The following is an 18,353-nucleotide window of genomic DNA, read 5'->3' as shown; positions in this document are numbered from 1 at the left end:
GCCCGCCACGCGGAAGTGTGGCGGGCATCCGCCGCTATGTTTTGAGGTTCTTCGTGTGTGAGGGCGTGGTCGGGGTGAGCGGGTGCCGGTGGTTCGGCGTCTCGGGGTCCTGCGCGGTCGTACTCGGCGTCGCGTGGTCGTACCCGGCGGCGCGCGGTCGTACCTTAGAGGGGCTCTAAGGTACGACCGCGCGGTTTTACGTACGACCGCGGTGCGCTGGGGGTACGACCACGCGGTTTTACGTACGACCGGGTGGGATCGCGTACGACCACGTACCCCGAGACCCCGACGAGGAAAGCCCCGCACAACCCCATCCCCACGACACGAAGAACCCGTTTTGAGCAGTTGTCGTAACTCCTGTGATACGTGGGGCCGGGCTGGGCGCATGGTGGCGCTGCGTCTGCCCGGGTGGCCCCGCGCCCCGACCCGCTCCGGGACGCGGCGCTCGGCGTTCCCTGAATCTCCTCCCCTCGACGTCGGCCGCCCATGCCGCCGAGCCCCGCGGCGTCGGCGGGCGCGCCGGGAGGAGGCGCGCTGGAGTCGGCGTATTTGGTCTAGGACTGAAGTCACACTAGAGTCATATCGTGAACGACGCGTCGCCGCGTCACGCCTGCATCAGGACGATCTGAGGCAGACCCGAGAACGACCCGAATCAGAAAGGGGCATCGATGCCCAGGTACGTGTACCGCTTCAGCGAGGGTGACAAGGACCAGAAGGATCTCCTGGGAGGCAAGGGAGCGAATCTGGCGGAGATGACCCGTCTGGATCTCCCCGTTCCCCCCGGCTTCACCATCACCACTGACGCCTGTCGCGCCTACCTGGCCAGCGGCGAGGTCCCCGAGGAGCTCTCGGTCCAGGTCACCACCGCTCTGCGTGGAGTCGAAGAGGAGCTGGGGCGCGAGCTCGGCGCCGCCGAGGACCCCCTGCTCGTCTCGGTGCGAAGCGGCGCCAAGTTCTCCATGCCCGGCATGATGGAGACCGTCCTCAACATCGGCCTCAACGACGTCTCCGTCAAGGGCCTGGCCGCCGCCAGCTCCGACGAGCGCTTCGCCTGGGACTCCTACCGCCGCCTCATCCAGATGTTCGGCAAGACCGTCCTGGACATCGACGGCGACCACTTCTCCGACGCCCTGGACGCCAAGAAGGACGCACGGGGCGTCTCCATGGACTACGAGCTCCCCGTGGACGCCCTCCAGGAGCTGGTCGAGGAGTACAAGGCCATCGTCAAGGAGCACGCGGGCATCGACTTCCCGCAGGACCCCCGCTCCCAGCTGGACATGGCCACCGAGGCCGTCTTCCGCTCCTGGAACACCGAGCGCGCCCACATCTACCGCCGCCGCGAGAAGATCCCGCACGACCTGGGCACCGCGGTCAACGTGTGCACCATGGTGTTCGGCAACATGGGGGAGACCTCCGGCACCGGCGTGTGCTTCACCCGCGACCCCTCCACCGGGCGCACCGGCGTCTACGGCGACTACCTCGTCAACGCCCAGGGCGAGGACGTCGTCGCCGGCATCCGCAACACCCTGTCCCTGGCCGACCTCGAGCGCCTGGACAAGGCCTCCTACGACGAGCTGCGCTCCATCATGCGCCGCCTGGAGACCCACTACCGCGACCTGTGCGACATCGAGTTCACTATCGAGCGCGGCAAGCTGTGGATGCTCCAGACCCGCGTGGGCAAGCGCACCGCCGCGGCCGCCTTCCGTGTGGCCACCCAGCTCGTCGACGAAAAGCTCATCACCATGGACGAGGCCCTCACGCGCGTCTCCGGCGAGCAGCTCACCCAGCTGATGTTCCCCCAGTTCGACGACGACTCCAGCCGCGACCTGCTCACCCGCGCCATGGCCGCCTCCCCGGGCGCCGCCGTGGGCTACATCGCCTTCGACAACGACGAGGCCGTCTCCCGTGCCGAGAAGGGCGACTCCGTCATCCTCGTGCGCCGCGAGACCAACCCCGACGACCTGCCCGGCATGGTCGCGGCCGCCGGCGTGCTCACGGCCCGCGGCGGCAAGACCAGCCACGCCGCCGTCGTCGCCCGCGGCATGGGCAAGACCTGCGTGTGCGGCGCCGAGGCCCTCGAGGTCGACTCCGCCGGCAAGACCCTGCGCATCGCGGGACGCGAGGAAGTCCTCACCAGTGAGGACATCATCGCCATCGACGGCACCACCGGCGAGGTCTTCCTCGGTGAGGTCGGCGTCGTCGACTCCCCGGTCATGACCTACCTGCGTCGTGGCCTGGACGAGGCGCTCAAGGCGGCCGGAGACGACGACACCCGCGAGCTCGTCACCGCCGTGGACCGCCTCATGCGCCACGCCGATGCGGTCCGCCGCCTCGAGGTGCGCGCCAACGCCGACACCCCCGACGACGCCCGCCACGCCATCCACCGCGGCGCCCAGGGCGTGGGGCTGTGCCGCACCGAGCACATGTTCCTGGGCGAGCGCAAGCAGTTCGTCCAGAACCTCATCCTGGCCTCCTCCGACGCCGAGCGCGAGGCCGCCCTGGCTGCCCTCCTGCCGCTGCAGAAGGGCGACTTCATCCAGATGTTCGAGACGATGAACGGCAAGCCCATGACGGTGCGCCTTATCGACCCGCCGCTGCACGAGTTCCTGCCGGACCTGACCGAGCTGAGCGTCAAGGTGGCCGTCGACCGCGAGCGCGGCGAGCTGGACCCGGCCGACGAGGAGCTCCTGGCCGTGGTGCGCAAGAGTCACGAGGCCAACCCGATGCTCGGCCTGCGCGGGGTCCGCCTGCTGCTGACCATGCCGGGCCTCATCGAGCTCCAGGTGCGCGCCATCGCCGAGGCCGCCGTCGAGCGCCTCAAGGCCGGCGGCGACCCGCACCCCGAGATCATGATCCCGCTCATCGGGTCGGTGCGTGAGCTCCAGCTGGCGCGCGAGCGCGTGGAGCACGTGCTGCAGGAGGTCTCCCAGGCCTCCGGCTACGCCCTCGACTTCCCGGTGGGCTGCATGATCGAGCTGCCGCGCGCTGCCGTCACCGCCGCCCACGTCGCCGAGGAGGCCGACTTCTTCTCCTTCGGCACCAACGACCTGACCCAGACCACCTGGGGCTTCTCGCGTGACGACGTCGAGGGCTCCTTCGTGGGCCGCTACATCGACGACGGAATCTTCGGGGTCTCCCCCTTCGAGACCATCGACGCCGACGGCGTGGGCGGCATGGTGCGCCTGGGCGTCGAGGGCGGCCGCTCCACTAAGCCGACGATGAAGATGGGCGTGTGCGGTGAGCACGGCGGGGACCCTGAGTCCATCGGCTTCTTCCACCGGGTGGGCCTGAACTACGTCTCCTGCTCGCCCTTCCGGGTGCCGGTGGCCCGCCTGGAGGCCGGGCGCGCGGCCGTCGCGGACAAGGCTGAGTAGCCGGGTAGCCGGGTAGCCGGGTAGCCGGGTAGGGCGGCCCGCGGACCAACAGCGTCGTGGGGGTCGGGCTGGGATCAGGAGGCCGGCGACGGCGAGGCGATACCGAGTCGCCCGCCCAGCCAGTCGAGCTGGTCGGCCAGCGCCGGCCCCCACACGGCCCAGGTGTGGGCGCCGTCGTACTGGCGGGTGCTCACCGTCATCCCGGCCCTCGTGGCGGCCTCGGCCAGGACGGGCACGGCCCCGCGGTAGCTCGTGTCCTGGCGGCCCACGGACAAGATGCCGGCGATGCCGTCGTAGCGGCCGGGTGGGGCGGTGGACATCAGGGAGAGCGGGTCGTTGGCCTCGTAGGCGGCACGGTCTCCTCCGAAGCCCTGGGAGATGGTGCGCTCCTTACTGCCCAGCGTGGGGTGCTCCTCGGCGCTGATCGCCAGGAAGGTGCGGTAGACGCCCGGTGAGCGGGTGACGACCTGCATCGCGCAGGTGCCCCCGTTGGACAGGCCGGCCACCGCCCAGTGGGCGGGGTCGTCGTCGACCTGCAGGTTCGCCCTGATCCAGGCCGGGACGTCCTTCTCCAGGTAGGTGGCCACCTTGCCGCCGGCCTCGGTGTCGGAGCACAGGGGATTGGCGTACGGGCTGCCCAGGAGGTCGGCGACGACGACTACCGGGGCCAGGCCGTGGTGGGCGGCCGCGTAGGCGTCCATCGTGTCCTTCAGGTTCCCGAGCTCGAACCAGTCCGACGGGCTTCCCGGCTGCCCGGTGAGCAGGACGAGGACCGGCAGGGCCGGGCGCTGTGAGCCCAGGTAGGCCGGCGGCAGGTAGATGAAGGCTCCTCGCGGCGTGAAGCCCTTCGTTCCGGACTGGTCGCCGGCCGGGATGTCGGCGGTGACCGCCTGGCCGCGGGCGGGCATGTCCGACGGCGGCCTCCAGGTCTCCTCCAGCATCCCCTTTCCGCGCACGGGTGCCGGAGACCGGGCCGCGGCGCCCTGCAGACGGTTGAGTGGCGTGGTCGCCACCCCGTAGCCCAGGACCGATGCCAGGGTGGGGTAGGAGGCGAAGAAGGTGTTGATGGCCAGCAGGGAGGAGGCCACCACGGCCACGAGGCTGGAGGCCGACTCCGTGGCGCGCACCAGGCGGCGGTTGCGTGAACGCACCGCCCGGTGACGTCCTTCGGTGCGGTTGCCGGTGACCAGCTGGGCGATGACGAGGCCGACGACGCCCACCCAGGTCCACACGAACCAGCCGACGCCGTCGGCGACGGGATGCCAGATGACGTCCACGGCCAGCCAGAAGGTCACTGCGCTCGCTGCGGCGGCGGCAGGTACGACGAGCTGGCGATGCCAGGGCAGGTAGCGGGTGCGCCGCCACCACAGCCAGGCGATGACCACCGCGGCCACGATCACGCAGACCGCCCCCAGCCAGGGCTGGAGGATGTGGACGGCCTTGAGGGCGCCCACGACGCCGCCCGACGCCTGCACGTCGGCGGTGGATGCGCCAGCACCGTTGATCTCAGTCACGGTTCATCAGCACATGGGCGAAGCGCGCCGTCTGGGAGGGCTTGAGACCGGGCAGGTAGGCCCGGGCGATGGCGATCCCCACCGTGGGCAGGTCCACCGGGTCGGGAACCGCCAGGTACATGGGCACGGAGCGCGGCTTGAACTTGCGCTTGTAGGCGTGCAGGGAGCCGAATCCGTAGGCCGGCTCCAGCACGGAGGCCAACAGGTTCAGGAGCGGGTCGAAGCGTGAGGAGGCATCGCCGTCGGCCGGTGCGGAGCGCGACAGCGGCGCCCCGGACAGGGACAGGATCTCCAGCCCCTCGGCCTGGGCGTCCTGGGCGGCGCGCCCGATGAGGTACTCCATGACGGGGCGGAAGCCGCCCTCGCGGCGTCGCATGAAGTCCAGGGTCAGACCGATGACGCGCCCGTCGCGGTAGACCGGCAGCCAGGAGGTGACGCCCTGGACGGTGCCCTCGGCGTCCACGGCCAGCAGCAGGCGTGTCTCGGCGTCGTCGAGCTCGGCTAGGCCGCCGAGGGTGAAGCCCATCTCCGGCAGCGGCTTGTCACTGGCCCAGGCCTGGGAGATGGCCCGAATCTGGTCGCGCCGGCCGGCCGGGCAGTCGCGGAAGGTGGTCCATACCGCCTCGACGCCCTCCTTGTTGGCGTGGTTGAGGGCGGTGCGCACGTCCTGGTAGGCCTTGCCACGGAAGGCCAGGTCCGGCAGGTCCAGGACGGACTCCTCAGCCACCTGCATGATCGTCCAGCCCATGGCGCGGGCGGCCTCCATGGCCGGGGCGTGCACCGAGTACAGGGCCGGGATGAGTCCGGCGTCGGTGGCGAAGTCGGCGAAGTCGCGCACCGCCTGGGCCACGTCGGCGTCGGCGGCGGCGGGGTCCCCGACCGTCAGGGCGACGTCGCGGCTGGGCCGGTAGGAGAAGCCGGCCGTGCCCGCCTCGTTGACCCAGGCCTCGTTGCCCTGCCAAGTGAGCATCCACCCCAGGGTCCCGGCACCGCGGCTGCGCACCAGGTCGACGAGCTCCTCGCGGTCGGAGATCCGAGTGCGGGCGGGAGCGGACTGGGCCAGCCACACCCACAGGATCGTCAGGAGCCACACCAGGACCGGAACCCACCCGGTGAGCAGGTAGGCCAGCGGGGTCAGGGGCTCGACGATCAGGCTCATGATGCCGCCGGTGCTGATGGGCAGCAGGTAGGACACGTAGGTCTCCAGCAGAGCGGGCCAGGTCGCGTAGGGGGAGAAGTCATGCGACATGAGCAATCCCCCGGCGACGGTCAGGACCGCCCCGCCCAGGAGGGTCAGGACCCAGGCGACGACGGCGCGGCGAATGACGCCGGGGCGCGAGCCCAGGGTGAAGCGCCTCCTGGTCCACACCACCAGGCTGATGACCACGATGTTGAGCAGCAGCGGCACCAGCAGGTGCCCCGAGCGCAGCCAGCTGTGCAGGAGCTGGGTCGTGGTGGAACCGGACTCGGGCAGCTGCTCGCCGATCTTCTCCACCAGGGCGAACAGGGCCGCGCACACCCCCAGGAAGATCTGCAGGGCGATGGTGCCGTAGGCCGCTGAGCGACGCCCCCGGCGCAGGCCATCGGCCAGGACCAGCTGCAGGAGCGCCGGCATGCACATCAGGAGCTGCTCGACGGGGTAGATGACGGCGTCCTTGGGCAGGATGGCGGGGGTCAGCCCGTAGCGGGCGTCAGCCAGGGGGCCGGCGGCGTTACTCACCACCGCCAGGGCACAGCTCACGGCCCAGCAGGCCACCAGGAAGGCCACGAGCTCGCGCTCCACGCGCCGGGGCAGCTCCTGGGAGGGGGCCGACTGCTGCCCGCGCTCCAGGACGACGCCCATGATGAGGCCGATGACGCCGGCTCCCAGGCGGGCCAGGGCGCCCACGGTTCCGGTCACGGCGGCCGAGACGATGAGGACGGCGAAGGCCGTCAGGCGCGTGCGCCGTCGCCAGGATGGGCGCATGACGCTGGTGGAGGCCGCCACCAGGCCGGCAATGGGCAGGCTGATGCCCTGGATCGGGGCGTGGATGAGGTAGGGGGACCAGGCGTCCCACACGCGCCCGATGAGGGGGTAGAGCGCCTGGGCCAGGACGATGCCTCCGGCGCAGGAGACGACGGCGGTGGCCAGCCACCGTCGCGTGCCCAGGAGCCGCTCCAGCAGCACGCCGATGGACAGCAGCACGAGGCTTCCGGTCACCGGCAGCAGGTGGCCGGGGACCGCCCACGCGGTCAGCAGGGTCCACACCCGCTGGGGCTGGTGGATGTAGGCGGACAGGAGGATCTGCCCCCGGGGCCCCCAGGGCAGCAGGAGGATGCTGATGACGAGGGTCAGCGCCGCGCAGGTGGTTGCGGCCGGCGCCGGGGCCAGCCAGGCGCGCGCGGCCCGCGAGGCCCGGTGCGCGTAGGCGCTCAGGTGCGAGGGCTCGGACGCAGGGGCTGCCGGCGCCGACGACGGCGATGGTGCGGGCGATGGGGTGGAGGAGGGCACCGGCGAGGGCGCGAGCTCGGATGCGTCCGGGGGAGACGTGGTGGACGAGGCCGACGGCATGAACGCTCCTCAGCGGTAGGTGATGGGAGGCTGGTGATGCGATAGGGGATGGTCGGGGCTCCCCGCCGGGAGTCGACCAGCCAACATTCTTGTCCACTTCCCGGGCATCCTCATCCACCTCCAGGTGGATGCGACCATGAGACCGGTCTCTCCAAGAATCGGGGATAACCCTAGGAGATAACCTCGATCTGGCCGTGTTCTCGCGGTTTTCTCCCTGTGAGTGGGCTGATGTGATGGGGTGACGGCCCGCCCCTCGTTGCCGTCATGAGATAGTCTGCCGTGTGCTGGCGGTCGTGACAGGATGGCTGGGCACTGTGTTCGTGGGTGACTCGACTGTGAGCCGTCCACGCGCGTGCCCATCTGTGCTGGGGGCCATCGCGGAGCAGGACGACGAGGAAAGGCGGCCCCATCCATGGCCATGTACGAGCTCGACGGCAACCACCTCCTGCCCGTGCGCCTGGGTCGCTCCGCTGATGCCATCACCCTGTCTCACAGTCTGGTCGCCATCCAGCGTCAGATCGTCGATGTCCTGCGCCGCCCGCTCTTCCCCCTGTCATGGGAGGAGCTCGAGACCGGGGCGAGCCTGACCGCCCTGGACGCCACCGGGCAGGTCGTCGTCGTCGAGGTCCTGGAGAGAGTCGACTCCACGGGGCTGCTGGCCGCCATGTCGCGCCTGACCCAGGCCGCCACTGCGGGCCGCCGTGAGATCGCCAGCAGGTACGCCGGTGGGCTGGGGGCCTTCAGCCAGGACTGGAACGAGTTCCGCGAGGCGATGCCCGCCCAGGTCGAGGCCGGGCCGAGGCTGACGATCCTCAGCGCCTCCCTGGAGCCCGACGTCGTCGGAGGGCTGGGAGTACTGGCCTCCTCCGGGCTGGAGATCCACGAGGTCGACGTGCGCATCGTGGACGAGTCCCGCATCGTCGTCGTGGTGGAGAAGATCTCCGGGATGGACGTGGCCGCCGGGGGGCCGCTGCTCGTGGCCCGTGCGCCCCGCCCGGCCCTGGCCGGCTCCGCCTCCTCCGGCTCGAACGGTTCACGGGGCATGGACGCCACTGAGCAGGCCGAGCACATGAGTCCGGTCACCGGCCCCATCGAGATCGTCATGCCCTCCGAACCGGTGACCGCTCCCGAGGCCGGGGGCGTTGATGATGCCAGCGCCGCCATCCCGGCGGGAGCCTTCGCCGCGACGGGTGCGGCCGATGCGCTCTCCGAGCTGTTCGAGCCGGTGGCCGTCACCGCCGAGCAGCCCCAGGTGCATGCCCTCTCCGACCAGGGCGGGGACGAGGCCCCGCCTGAGGACCCCGAGGAGGCCGGCGGCGCCCAACCTGCCGGGCAGTCCTTGCCCGAACCGGATGAGGGGGCTGCCGACGTCGCCGACGGTCCCGTCAACGACGGCACTAGTGACGGCGCTGCCGATGATGGACCCGCGACGGATGCCGAGCACGAGGCTGAGCACAGTGCCGAGGTTGAGCACAGTGCCGAGGCTGAGCACCGTGCCGAGGCTGAGCCGGAGGCCCCGCAGAGCCGACCCGAGCCGGGACCGGAGAGCTCCGACGGTGCCCCGCAGGCGCCTGCCGCCGAGCCCGCAGACGGCCCCGGCGACTTCAACCACGAGGTCGTAGACCGCGACCCCGCTGCCGGTGACCACGACGCGGCCGGCAACGCCAGCAGCGTCGGTCAGGACCTGGCCGACATTCTCAGCGGTGACACCGTGACTGTTCCCGCCGTCGTCGACCTGGACGAGGAGCCCGCCGTCGCCGAGGCCGGTCACCCGGGCGGACCCGACTCCACCGATGGATCCAGCGCCGGGGAGCGGGCCGTCGCCGCCCTGGCCGGAGGCGTGGACATCCTCGGCGGGAGCAACCTGTCCGGGGGGAGCGGTTCAGCGGCCTCGGCCGGCGAAGCCCCGAGCCCGGCCGGTTCGCGCACCCGCATGGGACGGCGCTCGCGGGCGGCGCACTCTCAGCCCGACGCCTCCTCGGCTGCGCCCGCCGCGCACCCCGGTGACTCGCGCGCCTCCTCCGGCGGCGGGCAGTCGGAGCCGGCCGCGCAGGCCTGGTCTACGGTGGCCCCCAACGAGTCCCGCCCGGAGGCACCCACCGGCGCGGTGCCCCTCGTCTCCTGGGAGCCGCTGCGCGGCTCGGCCGACGCACTTGACCCGGTGGCCGAGGCACTGGGTGGGGACCCCTCCAAGTCCCTCCTGGTCCAGGAGACCGCGGAGCTCGCGGCCGTGGCGGCCTCGCTGGGCAAACCGACCCAGATCGTCTGGCAGCGGCTGCGCCGAGGCATCTACCACGAGGCGATCCTGTCGGTGGAGGGGGTCATCACCCTGTCCGACGGGCGCTCTTTCACCGATCCGACGTCGGCCGCCAACGCCGCCCAGGCCGTCACCGACGCCGATGGCTGGCGCGTGTGGCGCGTGGGGGTGCACGGCGCCCACCTGGGTGACCTGCGCGACGACCTGGCCGACCGCGGCCTCTGAAGCCCCGGCCCCCGAGCCTGACTGGCCGGTCGGCTCGTCCGTGCGGTCGAGTCCCTTACGTCGGAGGTCGTAAACCCCCTGACATCCTCCGCCCGTAGAGGAGAGCCGCCCGATGCCGCGAGGCTGGAGGCGGCTCGCGGCTTCCCGACCACGCGGGCCGGGGAGATGATGATGAACGCGACGCTCCATACGACGCGCAACATGACGCGCAGGGCCAAGGCCCTGGTCGTGCTGGTCCTGTTGGCCTCACTGTCCCTATTGACCGCCTGCGGCTCGACGTCGTCGTCGGCCAGTTTGCCGCCGCGTGAGCCTCCGTCCGGGGAGCATCAGCTCACGGCCGAGGATGTCAATGCCTGGCTGGACGGGAAGCTGCCCGATGCCTTGAAGAACGGGGATATTCCGGGTGCTGTGGTGTCGGTGGTCAAGGACGGTCAGGTGGTGACCACCCGCGGCTACGGCTGGGCCGACACCGGTGCCTCGGGCGGGCAGCCGGTGGCTGTGGACCCGCAGAAGTCCTTGTTCCGGGTGGCCTCGATCTCCAAAATCCCGACCTCCATCGCGGCGATGCAGCTGGTGGAGCAGGGCAAGGTGGACCTCGACGCCGATATCAGCGCCTACCTGGACTTCGAGATTGAGCGGCGCTTCGATGAGCCCCTGACTCTGCGTCACCTGCTGACCCACTCAGCGGGCTTCGATGAACACGGCAGCCTCACCCCGACGACGGACTTGGAGGCCTACGTCAAGAACGATCCGCCGGCGCAGGTCTTTGCGCCGGGTACCACCCCGGGCTACTCCAACTACGGCATGGCGCTGGCCGGTTACATCGTGCAGCGGGTCAGTGGTCAGCCTTTTGAGGCCTATGTGCGTGAGCATGTCCTGGAGCCGGCGGGGATGACCTTCTCGACCTACGAGCAGCCCCTGCCCGCGGGACTGGCCGGCTCGCTGGGCCCCGGCCACACCTCCACCGGCGAGAAGATCCCTTTCGAGCTCATGGGTGCCTTCCCGGCCGGCTCGCTGACCGTCTCGGCGCCGGACTTCGCGGCCTTCATGAATGCTCAGCTGAGTCGCTCGCCCAAGCTGTTGCGTGAGGAGACCTGGGAGCAGATGTGGTCGCCCGGGCTGGGGGAGGAGCGGCTCGGCAACCGCGCCAAGGCCGGGGAGATGGGTCTGGGCTACTTCGAACTCAGCCGTCACGGCCGGCGCATCGTCGAGCACAGTGGCGACCTTCCGTCGGGCTGGCACTCCAAGTTCGAGCTCTACCCCGAGGAGAAGACCGGCATCTTCATCTCCTACAACGGTGACGGCAACGAGGCCTCGAGCAGCCTGCGGGAGGACCTGGCTCAGGGCTTCGCCGACCGCTACTTCCCCGGCGAGACGGTCAAGGCCTCCGGAAGCAAGGACTCCGCCGAACGTGCCCGCCAGGTCGCCGGCTCCTACGTACCCAGCAGAACCTACTGGACCACCTTCATGTCCGCCTGGATGCCTGCTTACTCCTCGGTGTCGATTGAGCACACAGGTGATGGGAAGCTCAAGGTCGATGAGACCCAGCTGGTCGAGGTTGAGCCGTGGGTCTGGCGGCAGGTCGACGGAAGTACCGCCATTGCCGCCCAGGTCAAGGACGGCAAGGTCGTCAGCCTGAGCCAGGGGCCAGCTTTCACTCTGCTTCCCATGACGCTGCTTCAGCAGGCGCTTGTTCCTGTCTTCGGTGTCTGCCTGGTTCTGCTGCTGGTGGTGACGGTGGCCTGGCCGGTCGGGGCACTGCGACGCCGTCGGGCCCTCAGACGGGGCCAGGAGGTCGGCGCCCCGGTGCCGTGGTTGACCCGTGTGGCTCGGGGCGGCGGGGCCGTGGCGCTGGCCGCCCAGCTCACCTGGACCCTGCTGCTCGTTGTCATGGCGACTAACATGTATTCCCTCTACGACGGTTCCGGTTCCTTCACCTGGCTGATCCCGGTGGCACGATGTGCCCAGGTGCTGCAGGCCCTGGGGGTGGTGGCCATCATCCCGGCGGCGGCTGACCTCGTGATGTCCCTGAGACGCCGAGCGGGCTGGCGACGAGTCACCATGTCGGCCATTCTCCTGACGGCACTGGTGGCACTGGCCTGGTGGGCCTGGGCCGGCAACGCCCTGGCACCCAGGCTCGGACTGTGACCGGAGGACTTTGAGGTCTGTGTCCGTCGATGACAATGCAGCCATGAGTCTGTCCGGTCCCACCAGCTCGGTCCCGATCCGGCGCAACGATGTGCTGCTGGCTCTCACCTTCGCAGTGGTTCAGCCGGCGGTGGCGTTCCTTGCGAGCACCTCGGTGCCGGTCGGCCCTCGGCCGTGGTTCGCCGCGACGGCGATTCCGCTCGCGGCCGAGGGGCTGGCCCTCGTGCTGTGGCGCAGTCGCCCCTTGGTCTGCCAGGCGCTGGTGTGGTCGGCGGAGGTGGCGACATCATTGCTGCTTCCTGCAGGCTACGTCGCCAGCGGCTACGGCCAGCTCGTCGTGTCCTTCAGCATGGGGATGCGGTTTCCTCTGCGCCGAACGGCGGCTGCCCTGACCGCGCTGTCGCTGGCCTATTCGGCGGTCGACAACTGGCGAGACCCGCCCGAGCAGTGGCAGCTGGCCATGACAAGAGTACTGGTGACCCTGGCGGCCTGCCTGCTGCCGATGCTGGGCGGGGCGGCGCTGGCCAGCAGCCGCAGGTACGAGCACTCCCGCCAGGAGTTTCTCAGGCGCGAGCACGGCCGGCAGCTGGAGGTGGCCCTCATCCAGGAGCGCCGCCGCCTGGCCGGTGAGCTGCACGACGTCGCCGCCCACCACCTGGCCGGGATCGTCGTGCAGGCGGCCGCGCTCGAGCGACTGATTGACCGCGACCCGCAGACGGCCAGGGAGGCGACTCAACAGCTGCGCCGGCAGGCCAAGGAGACCCTCTCCGGGCTCCGCTCCGTGGTGGGGCTGTTACGCAGTGACGAGGAGGCCGAGGAGTCCTCGCCCGGGCTGCGCGATCTGCCTGAGCTGGTCGCCTCCACCCAGGCGCTCGGCGTCGACATCGAGCTGCTCGACGATGGCCTTCTGGGTGACGAGCCGGGTGATGCGACCACCCACAGCACCTCCAGCGGTGCGCCCTCGGGAGATACCGCCGCCTGCATACCGGTCCTGTCGCAGCGGGCCGACACCGCCGTCTTCCGGGTGGCGCAGCAGGCGATCAGCAACGCCCTGCAGCACGCTCCGGGAGCCCCGATCACGGTGAAAGTGACACGCCTTGAGGCCGCCCTTGAGCTGAGCGTGCTCAATGGCCCGGCCCGCCGACTGCCGACCGACCCCGGTGGTGGCGGTACCGGCCTGACGGTCATGCGGGAACGGGCGGACGCCGTCGGCGGCTCTCTCCACGCCGGCCCGGTGGAGGGCGGCGGCTGGCGGGTACGGTTGGTCCTGCCGTTGGCTCAGGGGGCTCAGGAGGAGGACGCGTGATCGGGGTGGTACTGGTGGACGACCAGGCGGTGATCCGCGCCGGCTTCCGCATCCTACTGGAGGAGAACGAGGACATCACGGTGGTGGGAGAGGCCTCCGGCGGCAGGGAGGCGGTGCGCGTGGTGCGCGCGACCCGGCCCGACGTCGTGTGCATGGACCTGCGGATGTCGGAGGGGGACGGCCTGATGGCCACGCGCCAGATCGTCTCCGAGCGGGAGGGCGGTGTCCCGGCGGTCCTGGTCGTCACCACCTTCGACATGGACGCCGACGTCTTCGGCGCCCTGGAGGCCGGGGCGGACGGCTTCATCCTCAAGGACTGCGAGCCCGAGGAGCTGGTCGATGCCGTGCGCCGCCTGGCCTCCGGCTACGGCCTGGTGGACCAGAGCGTCACCCGCCGGGTGATCGCCGAGTTCGCCCGTCGCCAGGGGCGCAGCGAGAACCAGGAGGCGCTCGGCGTGCTCACCGAGCGGGAGCGCGAGGTCGTCCAGCTCCTGGCCGGCGGCATGTCGAACGCGGAGATCGCCGCCGAGCTCATCGTCGAGACCAGCACGGTCAAGTCGCACCTGACGCGGATCCTGCCCAAGATCGGCGCCCGCGACCGGGTCCAGGCCGTCGTGTGGGCCTTCCGCAACGGGCTGGTCTGAGGTGCCGGCCGTCGTCGGACCGGATCAGCGCAGCACGTAGGCGGCCATCCAGCGGCGCATGGCGGAGAAGACCTGTTCGCGCACGGGCGGCTCGGACAGGGTGAGGTCATGGACGCCGCCGGGGAAGCGGGCGATGGTCACCAGCTTGCCGAGCATGACGGCGCGGCGGGCGGTGGCGTCGGCGTCGATGATTGTGTCCGCGCTGCGCGACTCCGGCGTCCACGTCACTCCGAGCCGGGTGGAGGCCGCGCCCATGGACAGCACCGGGCAGCGGATGTCCAGGCCCTGGGCGACGCGGTTGTGGCCCTCCATGACGGCCTGGAGCCAGCCGACACGTACGGGCGCGGAGGGCTTGATCGACCAGGCGGGGTTGATGTCCCAGCCGGTCACGTAGGGGTCGTCGGCCCAGGCGGGATCGGGCAGCTCGCCGTCGCGCTCGGGGAGCCAGCCGTCGGTGATGGAGAAGACTCGCGTCGGGTCGACCCAGCCGTCGAGGATCGACATGCGCGGGTCGCGCAGCGCCAGGGTGCGCAGGACCGGGTCGCCGACGGTGCGCACGAGCTCGGAGCCCTGGAGTGAGAGCCAGGCGGAGTTCAGGATCAGGGCGCGCAGGGCCCCCGGGTGGCGGTCCGCCCACAGGGAGGCGATGAGCCCGCCCGTGGAGTGACCCGACAGGACGAGCTCGGTCTCCCAACCCTGATCGGCGCGGATGGCCGACAGGGCCCGTCCCAGGTCCTCGTCGTACTCGGCCAGCGAGGTGCACCAGCCCAGCATCTGGCCCTCGCGCCAGGAGCGGCCGTAGCGGCGCAGGTCCAGGGCGTAGAAGGCCCCGCCCAGGCGGGAGATCTCGCGGGCCAGGTGGGTCTGGAAGAAGTAGTCGTTCCAGCCGTGCAGGTAGAGGTAGATGAAGGTGGGGGTGGTGGGGGTGCCCGGCAGGGCGCCGGGGTCGAGGGCCGGCAGGTGGCGCACCAGGGTGGCGACGGCGCCGTCGTCCTCGTCGTCGGGCAGCAGCTCCAGGGTGCGGGCCTCGAAGCCCGGGCCCAGGAAATCCGGCCCCCAGGCGTCCACCGGCGCGTGCTCGGTCGTTGCGTTCACGACCCCATGATGGCACCGCTCGCCGTGAGGGGCGCCGCAACGGAATTCTCACTCACCAACCAAAACTTCAGAAACGACCCGGAGCCGCGTCTATTTTGAAGTTTCGGTCGAAGTGAGGCGCGGGCGGCGAGAGGGGCGGGCGACGTGAGGTCCCGTTGCCACCGAGGCGACCGGTGTCAGCCGGCGTGCTGGCCGATGAAGCGGAGGATCGCCTCCTCGAGCTGGCGGCCGTGGCCGGCGATGAGGTGACCGCCGGTGGGGAAGAGCGACGTCGTCAGGTCCGGGTAGCGGTGCATGGAGGACTGCACGTGCCCCGCCGGGGGAGTGAAGGGCGCTATTCGGTCGTCCCGGGCGTGCAGGAGCAGGACGGGCGGCTTGAGCTCCTCGATCGGATAGTCCTCGAAGTGCACCGCCATGTCCCGGTTGGTGATCGAGGCGTCGATGTCCGCCCCTGTCCTGCGTTCGGACAGAGGGAGCATGCCGTGGATGGTCCGGGGATCCATGCCCAGGACGGGACTGAAGAATGGCGAGAGCAGCCACATGATCCAGTCATGGTTCATGATCGCCGGCGGCCCCATGCGCCCGGGCGGCGTCGCGGGCCGGGACGGCCAGGGCGCGGCCGAGCTCAAGAGAATGAGTCCTGAGACGCGCTCGGGGTGGTCCAGGGCGAAGCGGATGGCGGGGGTGCCGCCGGCCGACGCTCCCAGGACGAATACGCGTTCGATCCCCAGACGGTCGAGCATCTCGGCGAAGACGGCGGCCTGGTCAGCCGGCGAGCCGTCGCCTCGCACAGCGCTGCCGGGATAGCCGAAGCGCGACGGCGCGATGACCCGGCAGTGCTCGGACAGGCTCCCGACGCTGTCAAGCGCCTGGTCGTATCCGCCGTACAGCCCGTGAACCGACAGGATCGTCTCGCAGCCGGAGCCGGAGCCGGGGCCGCTGTCGGAGCCTCCTCCCGAGGGCTGTGGCCCACAGTCGACGTAGGCGACCTCGCCGTGACTGAGGGCCATCCTTCGCACCGGAAGGGCGAGCAGTCGCGCGCGGGCTGCGGCGCGGGCTCGGCTGAGGCTGAGTGCCCGCGCCGCGCTGTAGATGGCGATCCCGGCGCCGAGGAGCCCCGCGGCGAGCAGTGCGCGTCTCATGGCAGACCCCTCAGGCCTCCGGCGGCGTGTGTGCACTCGTTGCGTTCACGCCCCCATGATGGCACCGCTCGCTGGGAGGGCGTCACGACCGAACTCTCACTCACCAACCAAAACTTCAGAAACGACCTGGAGCCGCGTCGTTTCTGAAGTTTCTGTCGAAGTGAGTCGGGGTGGGGTGCAGCTGCGGCGGCATCGATGGTGGGAGGGCTCCTCGGTGGGCCGCTGACGAAACGCGCCTCGGCATCGACCCTGACGACCGCCTTCGGCATCCTCCTCCTGGGCGTCTGCGCCGTCACCGCCTACGACCATCTGACCTCCTGAGCCAGGGATGGGAGCTCGCCCACCGAGCCTGCGGTGACCGCGGATACGGCGCTGCGGCTCGGCACGTACTTCGGGGTATCCGCGCAGTTCTGACTGAACCTGCAGACCCAATATGACCTTGACGTGGCGGAGGACCGTCTTTCGATGCATATCGATGCCATCACTCCGCTGCGGTTGGCCTGAGGCTCGACACGCCGTACAAGTTGGTCAGCCGGCCGAGATGCGTGGCAGCATCGGTTGCATGAGCAGGGAAACAGTGCCTGAGCAGACCAGCACCTATGACGTCGTCGTGATCGGTGGCGGGCCGGCGGGGGAGAACGTCGCCCAGTACGCCATCAAGGGCACCGACCTGACCGCGGTCCTCGTTGAGGGCGAGCTCCTGGGCGGCGAGTGCTCCTACTACGCCTGCATGCCCAGCAAGGCGTTCCTCGTGCCTATCGAGGTCGCGGCGGCGTCCGCCAACCTCAGCGGCCTGCGCCCGGCCGAACTGTCCGTGCTCGATCTGCTCAAGCGTCGTGACGAGTGGGTTTCCCGCTACAACGACGCTGGTCAGGTGCGCTGGGCCGAGGGTGCCGGCCTCGACGTCGTTCGCGGATGGGCTCGCCTCGACGGCGAACGGCGCGTCGCCGTGAGAACCGCTGAGGGGGAGCGGGTCCTTCGCGCCCGCCGCGCTGTCGTTCTCGCCACTGGCGCGCAGCCCGTCATGCCTGCTGCGTTCCAAGGCCTTGAGGCCTGGGACTCGCGTGACGCCACCGGCGTGCAGGAGATCCCGCAGCATCTCATCGTCGTCGGTGGCGGGGTCGTCGCCTGCGAGGCCGCCACGTGGATGTCCGCCCTGGGCTGCGATGTCACCATGCTGGTGCGTGGTCCCCGCCTCCTGTCGGCTGCGGAGTCCTTCGCCTCCCGACTCATCGAGGAGGCTCTCACTGCCCGCGGTGTCACCGTCATGACGGATGCCCGGGTGACTGCCGCCGAGCGGTCCCAGGCCAGTGACACCGGGCTCGGTCGTATCCATGGCGGCTCTGTCACGGTCACCTGTGCCGGTCGAACCATCGAGGCCGATGAGATTCTGGTCGCCACCGGCCGTCGCCCTCTACTGACCGGCATAGGGCTGGAGACCGTCGGCCTGGAGCCCGACGACGTCCTGGCCGGTCGCCTGCCCGACTGGCTCTACGCCGTCGGCGACGCCAGTGGTGAGGCCCAGTTGACCCACATAGGCAAGTACCGAGCACGCGTTGTAGGGGAGAGGATCGCCGCCCATGCGGCGGGCTGCGAGTCCGAACCAGTGCCCGAGAGCATCCCGGTCCCGCAAGTCGTCTTCACCGATCCCCAGCTCGCCTCCAGCGGCCTGACCGAGCAGAGGGCCCGGGCCCTCGACCACGACGTCGTCACCGCCCAGGTCGGTTACACCTCGGCTGCTGGAGCTGCCCTCCTGCGCGACGATGCCCACGGTGAGGCCAAGCTCGTCGTCGACCGGCAGACGGGGGCCGTGCTGGGAGCCACCTTCGTGGGCCCTGGTGCGGGTGAGCTCATCCACGCCGCCACCATCGCTATCACTGCGGGCGTCCCCGTCCATCGGCTGCGTCACGCCGTGCCCGCCTACCCCACCGCCAGTGAGATATGGCTGCGCCTCATCGAATCCCTCCCGAGCGAGTTGCTCCACCCGAAGAGGTGATATGCGGCGGCACCACGTGGCGTCCATGGGAAGCGGATGAGAGGTCTTCAGCGATATCAGCCTGGAGCAGCCTCGCCTTCCGTGACGAGGCCTGAGAGACT

Annotated in this window: 11 protein-coding genes; 7 read left to right on the top strand and 4 right to left on the bottom strand. The window is 70.4% G+C overall.

Translation table 11 applies throughout. From position 1 onward, the window contains the following. Positions 1-668 precede the first annotated feature (668 nt). Positions 669-3,374, top strand: a complete 2,706-nt coding sequence (gene ppdK / locus HMPREF3165_RS08180; protein WP_070512335.1) for a pyruvate, phosphate dikinase — start codon at positions 669-671, stop codon at positions 3,372-3,374. A 74-nt stretch (positions 3,375-3,448) separates the two neighbouring features. Here the strand turns inward: ppdK and HMPREF3165_RS08175 are convergent, their stop codons facing one another. Further along, positions 3,449-4,888 (bottom strand): alpha/beta hydrolase, encoded by a 1,440-nt coding sequence (locus HMPREF3165_RS08175; RefSeq protein ID WP_070512333.1) that lies wholly within the window; start codon positions 4,886-4,888, stop codon positions 3,449-3,451. Continuing rightward, positions 4,881-7,439: a bifunctional lysylphosphatidylglycerol flippase/synthetase MprF gene (locus HMPREF3165_RS08170; RefSeq protein WP_070512330.1), complete on the bottom strand. Its 2,559-nt coding sequence runs from the start codon at positions 7,437-7,439 to the stop codon at positions 4,881-4,883. The genes HMPREF3165_RS08175 and HMPREF3165_RS08170 overlap by 8 nt, the downstream gene beginning before the upstream one ends. Before the next feature lie 412 nt (positions 7,440-7,851). On the opposite strand from HMPREF3165_RS08170, the gene HMPREF3165_RS08165 reads away from it, so the two are divergent. The 4 genes from HMPREF3165_RS08165 to HMPREF3165_RS08150 all read left to right on the top strand — a co-directional run bounded on the left by HMPREF3165_RS08165 (position 7,852) and on the right by HMPREF3165_RS08150 (position 14,019). Beyond that, positions 7,852-9,921 carry a restriction system modified-DNA reader domain-containing protein gene (locus HMPREF3165_RS08165; protein WP_070512327.1) on the top strand — a complete coding sequence of 690 codons (2,070 nt, stop codon included), beginning with the start codon at positions 7,852-7,854 and terminating at the stop codon, positions 9,919-9,921. A 171-nt stretch (positions 9,922-10,092) separates the two neighbouring features. Next, positions 10,093-12,069: a serine hydrolase domain-containing protein gene (locus HMPREF3165_RS08160; protein WP_070512324.1), complete on the top strand. Its 1,977-nt coding sequence runs from the start codon at positions 10,093-10,095 to the stop codon at positions 12,067-12,069. 43 nt (positions 12,070-12,112) lie between these two features. After that, positions 12,113-13,375: a sensor histidine kinase gene (locus HMPREF3165_RS08155; protein ID WP_070512338.1), complete on the top strand. Its 1,263-nt coding sequence runs from the start codon at positions 12,113-12,115 to the stop codon at positions 13,373-13,375. Next, positions 13,372-14,019 (top strand): response regulator, encoded by a 648-nt coding sequence (locus HMPREF3165_RS08150; RefSeq protein ID WP_070512322.1) that lies wholly within the window; start codon positions 13,372-13,374, stop codon positions 14,017-14,019. Before HMPREF3165_RS08155 ends, HMPREF3165_RS08150 begins: the two co-directional genes overlap by 4 nt. Positions 14,020-14,043: 24 nt before the next feature. Here HMPREF3165_RS08150 and HMPREF3165_RS08145 read toward each other — a convergent pair whose 3' ends face one another. Next, positions 14,044-15,114 carry an alpha/beta hydrolase gene (locus tag HMPREF3165_RS08145; protein ID WP_070512319.1) on the bottom strand — a complete coding sequence of 357 codons (1,071 nt, stop codon included), beginning with the start codon at positions 15,112-15,114 and terminating at the stop codon, positions 14,044-14,046. 176 nt (positions 15,115-15,290) lie between these two features. After that, the gene (locus tag HMPREF3165_RS08140) at positions 15,291-16,256 is read right to left on the bottom strand and encodes an alpha/beta fold hydrolase (protein WP_070512316.1); all 966 of its coding nucleotides are present in this window, start codon (positions 16,254-16,256) and stop codon (positions 15,291-15,293) included. Positions 16,257-16,451: 195 nt separating this feature from the next. On the opposite strand from HMPREF3165_RS08140, the gene HMPREF3165_RS13845 reads away from it, so the two are divergent. Further along, positions 16,452-16,577: a hypothetical protein gene (locus HMPREF3165_RS13845; protein WP_256275232.1), complete on the top strand. Its 126-nt coding sequence runs from the start codon at positions 16,452-16,454 to the stop codon at positions 16,575-16,577. A 241-nt stretch (positions 16,578-16,818) separates the two neighbouring features. Further along, entirely contained in the window at positions 16,819-18,252 is a 1,434-nt protein-coding gene (locus tag HMPREF3165_RS08135) for a dihydrolipoyl dehydrogenase family protein (protein ID WP_256275231.1), read from the top strand. Positions 18,253-18,353 lie beyond the last annotated feature (101 nt).

Origin of the sequence: Actinomyces sp. HMSC08A09, from assembly GCF_001807465.1 — a bacterium.
Lineage (GTDB): Bacteria > Actinomycetota > Actinomycetes > Actinomycetales > Actinomycetaceae > Actinomyces > Actinomyces oris.
This window is presented reverse-complemented; position numbering and strand designations above follow the sequence as displayed.

Bases quoted from the DNA above. Each gene is read 5' to 3' on its own strand.
- HMPREF3165_RS08135 (WP_256275231.1), top strand. From the start codon at position 16,819: ATGAGCAGGGAAACAGTGCCTGAGCAGACCAGCACCTATGACGTCGTC.
- ppdK (WP_070512335.1), top strand. From the start codon at position 669: ATGCCCAGGTACGTGTACCGCTTCAGCGAGGGTGACAAGGACCAGAAG.
- HMPREF3165_RS08140 (WP_070512316.1), bottom strand. From the start codon at position 16,256: ATGAGACGCGCACTGCTCGCCGCGGGGCTCCTCGGCGCCGGGATCGCC.
- HMPREF3165_RS08160 (WP_070512324.1), top strand. From the start codon at position 10,093: ATGAACGCGACGCTCCATACGACGCGCAACATGACGCGCAGGGCCAAG.
- HMPREF3165_RS08165 (WP_070512327.1), top strand. From the start codon at position 7,852: ATGGCCATGTACGAGCTCGACGGCAACCACCTCCTGCCCGTGCGCCTG.
- HMPREF3165_RS13845 (WP_256275232.1), top strand. From the start codon at position 16,452: ATGGTGGGAGGGCTCCTCGGTGGGCCGCTGACGAAACGCGCCTCGGCA.
- HMPREF3165_RS08170 (WP_070512330.1), bottom strand. From the start codon at position 7,439: ATGCCGTCGGCCTCGTCCACCACGTCTCCCCCGGACGCATCCGAGCTC.
- HMPREF3165_RS08155 (WP_070512338.1), top strand. From the start codon at position 12,113: ATGAGTCTGTCCGGTCCCACCAGCTCGGTCCCGATCCGGCGCAACGAT.